This window comes from Lentibacillus sp. Marseille-P4043 (assembly GCF_900258515.1).
In the GTDB taxonomy this organism is placed as follows: Bacteria; Bacillota; Bacilli; order Bacillales; family Amphibacillaceae; genus Lentibacillus_C.
In genome coordinates this window covers 1-869 of record NZ_LT984886.1, presented here as the reverse complement: position 1 = coordinate 869, position 869 = coordinate 1, and the positions used below count along the sequence as shown (strand labels likewise).

The following is an 869-nucleotide window of genomic DNA, read 5'->3' as shown; positions in this document are numbered from 1 at the left end:
TATGGATTTTTCGCAGTATTTACCCTATGGACCACAGTATCAATTGGCTGGTGGAGGTAAGGTTCCTTATAATGTAGTGGATGGGGAGTTTTTGAAGGATCAGTTGATTTTGAAGGCTGAGAGATTGTCGGGGACAAAGAGTGACCTGAATGTAGATTATGCAAATAAAGATAAAAGCACATTTGTATTAACTACAGATGACATTCCAACCGCTAAAAGTGGGAAGTTTAATAACTTTTTTAATTCCCTTACTAGTAATGAATTGGATGTATTATGGAAAGACAAGAAGATTAGGAAAAAAATCGAACGTCGGCTAAGAGCACCAGGAGGATTGCATGAATGGCATTTGGTATCTAGGGCTCCACAGTTTAAGTATTGGGATATCAGTGCCGAAAAAATAAAGGATTTAAGAACCGCAATATCTGATGTTAAATTTGTAAATCCCAAAGGGGTCCATGGTGGTTTTGGATCTACGAAAGCACATAACGAGTTATTAGCTATTATTGATACATCAAATGACTACAAAACATTTATTAGAAGACTTAATAATTGGGCTAGTTACAGACTAGAAGGTGGTATTTCATCTTTGCCAAAAGAATTAAGATTAGAATAGGAGTGTGTATTGCTAATGGAAAAAAAAGGAATAGTCTCCATATGGTTGGGTAACGTTAAGGAGGAATATGACTTAAAAGAATATGTGGACCTGAAATACGATGAAGAGGGAGAGTCTATCCCTTCAAAGTTTTATGTAGATTTTAATATTGATATGGACGAGACAGATGAAGATTTTATAGAAAAAGCAGTATTAGTACAAAAGAGTAATAATATTTCTGATCTATTGGAGGGATGTTCATACGATGAAATTATTC

The 869-nt window shown here is 34.9% G+C and carries 1 protein-coding gene and 1 pseudogene; both read left to right on the top strand.

Annotated features, from left to right (window positions below):
• Window positions 1-613, top strand: a pseudogene (locus C8270_RS19585) (hypothetical protein); the annotation flags it as partial.
• A gap of 15 nt (window positions 614-628) precedes the next feature.
• Window positions 629-869 (top strand): immunity 22 family protein (locus C8270_RS19580; protein WP_199794731.1); only part of this gene is annotated, 241 nt, incomplete at its 3' end.